Source organism: Amycolatopsis sp. TRM77291 (genome assembly GCF_054166285.1).
Genome location: NZ_JBSZHF010000049.1, coordinates 1 through 525, shown reverse-complemented (window position 1 = coordinate 525; position 525 = coordinate 1). Strand labels below are relative to the sequence as shown.

General features: G+C 51.0%; 1 tRNA gene. It reads left to right on the top strand.

The features are described 5' to 3' along the window. The first annotated feature begins 184 nt into the window (after positions 1 to 184). A tRNA-Gln gene (locus ACXIZN_RS43305) sits at positions 185 to 256 on the top strand. The last annotated feature ends 269 nt before the right edge of the window (positions 257 to 525 follow it).

Here is a 525-nt window from a genome sequence, read left to right as displayed (position 1 = left end):
GTTGGGAGAGCGTTAGACTGAAGATCTAAAGGTCCCTGGTTCTATCCCGGATTTCGGCACAGGGGAGCGTGGAGACCTTTTTGGAAAGCATTCTGATACTCGCGGGTTGGCTGCGTTTCTCAGAGCCTCCTTCTGAGTCATTTCTACACTGCAATCAGAAGGGAAGACGACCAAGCTACAGCTTGGTTCCGTGGTGTAACGGTTAGCACTCTGGACTTTGAATCCAGCGATCCGAGTTCAAATCTCGGTGGAACCTGTTGGTTTTTGACTGGCAGTGCTCAGCAGAGAGGAGCCTTCTCTGTGGCAGCGTGTCTTCAAAGGGTGTTCTACAGTGCCCTCTTTTAACCGTGCCCCAATCGCACGCCGCTGTCCAGTAAGACTAGCACTGTGTCTGCGCATTTTGAAGTCTGCTTCTCGCCGATCTTAGTTCCTCGTCTGCACTTTAAACTTGGTCGATCACTTAACTCGGTGGCTTAGAGCGCTTGCGCTGAAAAGAGGTGTTTTTTTGAGATTCCTCAGATGGCC